This is a genomic window from Bacteroides sp. RTP31139st1_H2_RTP31139_211217, from assembly GCF_040227615.1.
Lineage (GTDB): Bacteria > Bacteroidota > Bacteroidia > Bacteroidales > Bacteroidaceae > Bacteroides > Bacteroides uniformis.
Genome location: NZ_JBCNZM010000232.1, coordinates 1 through 5,551, shown reverse-complemented (window position 1 = coordinate 5,551; position 5,551 = coordinate 1). Strand labels below are relative to the sequence as shown.

The following is a 5,551-nucleotide window of genomic DNA, read 5'->3' as shown; positions in this document are numbered from 1 at the left end:
GCGTTACGCCTCAAATTCCCTCCTTCTCCCCGCTCAGGCAATTATCCCGTCATCATGGAGGGAGTAGGGAAAAGTTACGGTGACCATGTGGTCTTCAAGAATGCCAACCTCACCATAGAACGGGGAGACAAGGTTGCTTTCGTTGGTAAGAACGGGGAAGGAAAGTCAACGTTAGTGAAGTGCATCATGAAGGAAATAGAACATGAAGGCACCCTCACGATAGGACACAACGTGCAGATTGGATATTTCGCACAAAACCAGGCCTCATTGTTGGATGAGAACCTGACCGTATTCCAGACCATCGACGATGTGGCAAAAGGGGAAATCCGCAACAAGATACGCGACCTGCTGGGTGCCTTCATGTTCGGTGGCCCCGAAGAGTCCATGAAGAAGGTCAAGGTGCTTTCCGGTGGAGAGCGCACACGCCTCGCCATGATAAAGCTTTTGCTCGAACCGGTGAATCTGCTGATACTGGACGAACCGACCAACCATCTGGACATGAAAACCAAAGATATCCTGAAGCAAGCGTTACTGGATTTTGACGGTACCCTTATCCTCGTCAGCCACGACCGTGACTTCCTGGACGGACTGGTAAGCAAGGTATATGAATTCGGCAACAAACAAGTGAAAGAGCACTTGAGCGGCATCTACGAATTCCTTGAAAAGAAGAAAATGGACTCCCTCCGCGAACTGGAACGATAAGCATCTGCTAAACCCGGCGTCCGAACAAATGGCCGATACATATTGTTTTCATTTTACTAAACACTTAACTAAGAGATATTAAAATGAAACAATATGATGCCATCATAATAGGATTCGGCAAGGGCGGCAAGTTATTGGCCGCCGAACTGGCCGAACGGAATTGGAAAGTAGCCATCGTGGAACGTTCCCCTCAGATGTACGGAGGAACATGTGTAAACGTAGGATGTATCCCTACCAAAACTCTGATTCACGAATCGGAATATGCGGAAAAAAGATACTATGACGATTATAAGAACCAGTCCAAACTGTATGCACTTGCCGTGGCGCGGAAAGACAAGCTTGTATCCTTCCTGCGTGAGAAAAATTATGAAAATGTAAAAAACAAGCCTAATATAACCCTCTATGACGGAACTGCTTCTTTCTTGTCCGAAAATACAATCCGTATAGTCTCCGGCAAGGACGAAACGATTCTTGAGGGAAAAGAGATATTCATCAACACCGGGTCCACCCCTATCCTGCCTGCCATCGACGGACTCAAGGAGAGCAAGTACGTATATACCAGTGAGACCTTGCTGCAATCGAACAAACTGCCCGCACACCTGCTCGTCATCGGCGGCGGTGCTGTCGGATTGGAGTTTGCCACTATGTATGCAGGCTTTGGAAGCCATGTCACACTGCTGGAAGCGGGAAACCGCTTTCTGCCTAAAGTGGACCGCGACATTGCCGCCTCCATGCTGGAAGCATTGAACCGAAAGCGTATCAATGTCCGGTTGAACGCCCGTGTCCAATCCGTGTACGACACAGCCGAAGGAATAACTCTGACCTATACGGACAGTGCAAACGGCACTCCCTACTACCTGAAAGGAGATGCCTTGCTGGTAGCCATCGGCCGCAAGCCTATGACTGCAGAGCTGAATCTGGAAAAAGCGGGTATACAAACAGACAAGCGGGGAGCCATCGTTGTCGACAACCAATTACGGACTACAGCCCCACACGTATGGGCCCTGGGGGACGTAAAAGGAGACGAACAGTTCGACTACTTGTCCATCGATGATTTCCGTATCATCCGTAATCAACTCTTTGAAAACAAAAAAAGGAGTACAAAAGACCGGTATCCAATCCCCTTTGCCATTTTCACCGACCCACCGCTGGCACATATAGGACTGACGGAAGAGGAAGCGATGAAGAACGGTTATTCCATACATGTGGCACGTATCCCTGCTGCCATGATTCCACGTGCCCGTACGCTACACAGCATAGACGGTATGCTCAAAGCTATTGTAGACATCCATACCGGACGGATTCTGGGTTGTACCCTACTTTGTGCCGATGCACCAGAAGTAATCAATACCGTAGCATCAATCATGAAAACGGGACAGCGTTACCATTTCCTGCGGGACTTCATTTTCACCCACCCCAGCATGAATGAGGGATTGAATATGTTATTCAAACCTTTTTAGCATTTTCTATTTGGTAATTAAGTCCTTAACCTCTATCTTTGCATCCGTCCAAAGATAGAGGAATGAAAAAGAAACAGTACATAACCTATATTCTTTTTTTCATCAGCTTGATAATGCTGGTGATACCCGTCATTCCCCACCATCATCATGCCGACGGAATGATATGCATGAAGAATGATATCACCGCCGATTGCTGCGGACACCGTCATAGCCCGGGCAACGAGCACTGCTGTTGCGACACGGGATGCATGACAACCCACTTTGTACAACAGACGCCCAGCTCTTCCAATGATGTGTGTTCACATCCGGATGCCTTGTGGGCAGTTACCCTACTCATTGAACCTTTTTCCAAGTTACTCATCCTACCCGAGTTTGACATAAGCAGGCAGGAGTGTATCTATCTGGAATCTCTTCATAGCACATTTATCATATGTGCTACGGGACTTCGTGCCCCTCCGTCTCTTCTTGCTTAACTGTTACCGGAACATCACCGGGACAGATTTCTATCCGGCATAAGGAACAATGCAATTTGGTTGCACGCCCTATGCCCTAACTTTGTATTCAAAATCAAAAAGTAAGAACAAATATCATCATGAAAAAAGTTATTTTCATGGGAGTCTTGGGATTATTCCTTTTAGGCTCCTGTAACAGCAAGTCCGGAGACAGCCACGAAGGACATAATCACGAAACAGAAGAGCACAATCATGACGGACATGACCACGAGGGACATGACCACGAACATGAGGAACACAACCATGAGCACGAAGAGCAGGAAAACCATGCCGGAGGAAGCGATGAAATCATCCTGCCACCAGCAAAGGCGCAAGCTGCCGGCGTAGCAGTCAGCACTGTTGAACCGGGTAGTTTCCATCAAGTCATCAAGACCAGCGGCCAGGTGATGGCAGCCCAGGGAGACGAGAGCGTAGCCGTAGCTACAGTAGCAGGCGTGGTTTCCTTCAAGGGAAAAGTTATCGAAGGAATGAGTGTCAGCAAAGGTACTCCTTTGGTGGTATTGTCATCCAAAAACATGGCCGACGGAGACCCGGTGCAGAAAGCCCGGATAGCCTACGAGGTTTCCAAAAAAGAATACGAGCGTATGAAAGCGCTTGTAGGCAACAAAATCGTATCTGAAAAGGAATTCGCGCAAGCCGAACAGATTTACGAAAATGCCCGTATCAGTTACGAGGCAGTCGCAAAGAACCATTCGGCAAGCGGCCAGGCTGTTGTTTCTCCCATCAGCGGTTATGTGAAGAATCTGTTGGTGAAAGAAGGGGACTACGTCAGCGTCGGCCAGCCGTTGGTAAGCGTCACCCAGAACCGCAAGCTTTTCCTGCGTGCGGATGTATCCGAAAAGTACTATCCTTACCTAAACAGCATCGGTTCTGCCAACTTCTGTACTCCTTATAATAATAAGGTATATACATTGAAAGAACTGGGCGGGCGCATGCTTTCTTATGGAAAGGCTTCGGGTGAGAACGGATATTATGTACCCGTAACTTTTGAATTCGACAATAAGGGAGACGTTATTCCCGGCTCGTTTGTAGAAGTATTCCTATTATCCTCACCAATGGAGAACGTGTTGTCTCTTCCTCACAGTGCGCTGACCGAGGAACAAGGCAGCTTCTTTGTCTACCTGCAACTGGATGAAGAGGGCTACAAAAAACAGCTTGTCACTCTGGGTGCCGACAATGGCGAAAGTGTACAAATCCTTTCCGGCATAAAAGCAGGCGATCGCGTCGTAACCCAAGGAGCCTATCAAGTGAAGCTGGCATCGGCAACGAATGCTATTCCGGCACATAGCCATGAACACTAATCTCATGTACAATTTGACAATTTACAAAGTACCATTTCGCTATGCAGTATAAGGGTTACGTGACGAATGGGGAGTGTAAAGTCAGATAAACAAGAAATATTAGATAAAACAGCAAGTGCGGCTGACATTGCGCAGCCCAATTGTACATTGTAAATAGTAAATAAAAAGATGTTAAACAAAATAATTGGTTTTTCTCTTCAGAACCGCATCCTGGTGCTGGTAGCATCGGTGCTGTTGCTGATTGGCGGTACTTATACCGCCATGCATACGGAAGTGGATGTGTTCCCTGACCTCAATGCGCCGACCGTGGTCATCATGACCGAAGCAAATGGTATGGCAGCAGAGGAAGTGGAACAGCTGGTCACTTTTCCCGTAGAAACGGCTGTAAACGGTGCAACGGGTGTGCGCCGTGTACGCTCTTCCTCAACGAACGGTTTTTCTGTAGTCTGGGTAGAATTCGACTGGGATACAGATATCTATCTTGCCCGGCAGATTGTCAGTGAGAAGCTGGCAGTCGTCAGCGAATCCTTACCGGCCAACGTAGGCAAGCCGACACTAGGCCCACAATCGTCCATTTTGGGCGAGATGCTGATTGTAGGTCTGACAGCAGATTCGACCTCTATGCTGGATTTGCGTACCATTGCCGACTGGACCATACGTCCCCGCCTGCTCTCTACGGGCGGTGTGGCACAAGTAGCCGTACTGGGTGGCGACATCAAGGAATATCAAGTGCAGCTGGACCCGGAACGGATGCGCCATTACGGCGTAACATTGAGCGAAGTGATGAACATCACCCGCGAAATGAACCTGAATGCCAATGGTGGAGTGCTCTATGAATATGGCAATGAATATATCGTACGCGGCGTACTTTCTACCGACAAGGTAGACCAGATAGCCAAGGCCGTGGTGCGGAGCAACGGAGTCTCCGGCGCCCCTATCCTGCTGGAAGATATTGCCGACGTTCAAGTCGGAGCCAAACTTCCTAAACTGGGTACCGCCTCGGAACGCGGTAAGCATGCCGTACTGCTGACAGTCACCAAGCAACCCGCCACAAGCACGCTGGAGCTTACAGACAAACTGGAAGCTTCCCTGCAAGACCTGCAGAAGAATCTACCGGCGGACGTAAAGGTTTCCACAGACATCTTCCGTCAAAGCCGTTTCATCGAAAGTTCCATCGGAAACGTTCAGAAGTCGTTGTTGGAGGGAGGTATTTTCGTTGTCATCGTGCTTTTCCTGTTCCTTGCCAACATACGTACCACAGTCATCTCGCTGGTGACACTGCCGTTGTCACTGATTGCCTCCATCCTTGCCCTGCACTATATGGGCTTTACGATAAATACCATGAGCCTGGGAGGTATGGCTATCGCCATCGGTTCGCTGGTGGATGATGCCATCGTGGACGTGGAGAATGTCTACAAGCGTTTGCACGAAAACCGACTGAAACCTGCCGGCGAGCAACTTCCTATTCTGGAAGTGGTGTTCAATGCTTCGAAAGAAGTGCGTATGCCTATCCTCAATTCAACGCTGATTATCATTGTCAGCTTCGTACCACTGTTCTTCCTTAGTGGTATGGAAG

5 protein-coding genes are annotated in these 5,551 nt (G+C 48.6%); all 5 read left to right on the top strand.

Annotated features, from left to right (window positions below; translation table 11 throughout):
- On the top strand, positions 1 to 702 hold a 702-nt coding region (locus tag ABUA47_RS22690), incomplete at its 5' end, for an ATP-binding cassette domain-containing protein (RefSeq protein ID WP_349832097.1).
- A gap of 83 nt (positions 703 to 785) precedes the next feature.
- Entirely contained in the window at positions 786 to 2,162 is a 1,377-nt protein-coding gene (locus ABUA47_RS22685) for an FAD-dependent oxidoreductase (RefSeq protein ID WP_009037977.1), read from the top strand.
- 62 nt (positions 2,163 to 2,224) lie between these two features.
- A complete protein-coding gene (locus tag ABUA47_RS22680) occupies positions 2,225 to 2,635 on the top strand; it encodes a DUF6769 family protein (protein WP_005827068.1) in 411 nt (136 codons plus the stop codon).
- Positions 2,636 to 2,754: 119 nt separating this feature from the next.
- On the top strand, positions 2,755 to 3,975 hold the full coding sequence (locus ABUA47_RS22675; protein WP_005827070.1) for an efflux RND transporter periplasmic adaptor subunit: 1,221 nt from the start codon (positions 2,755 to 2,757) through the stop codon (positions 3,973 to 3,975).
- 168 nt (positions 3,976 to 4,143) lie between these two features.
- The coding region (locus ABUA47_RS22670) for an efflux RND transporter permease subunit (protein WP_349832096.1) at positions 4,144 to 5,551 on the top strand (1,408 nt) is incomplete at its 3' end.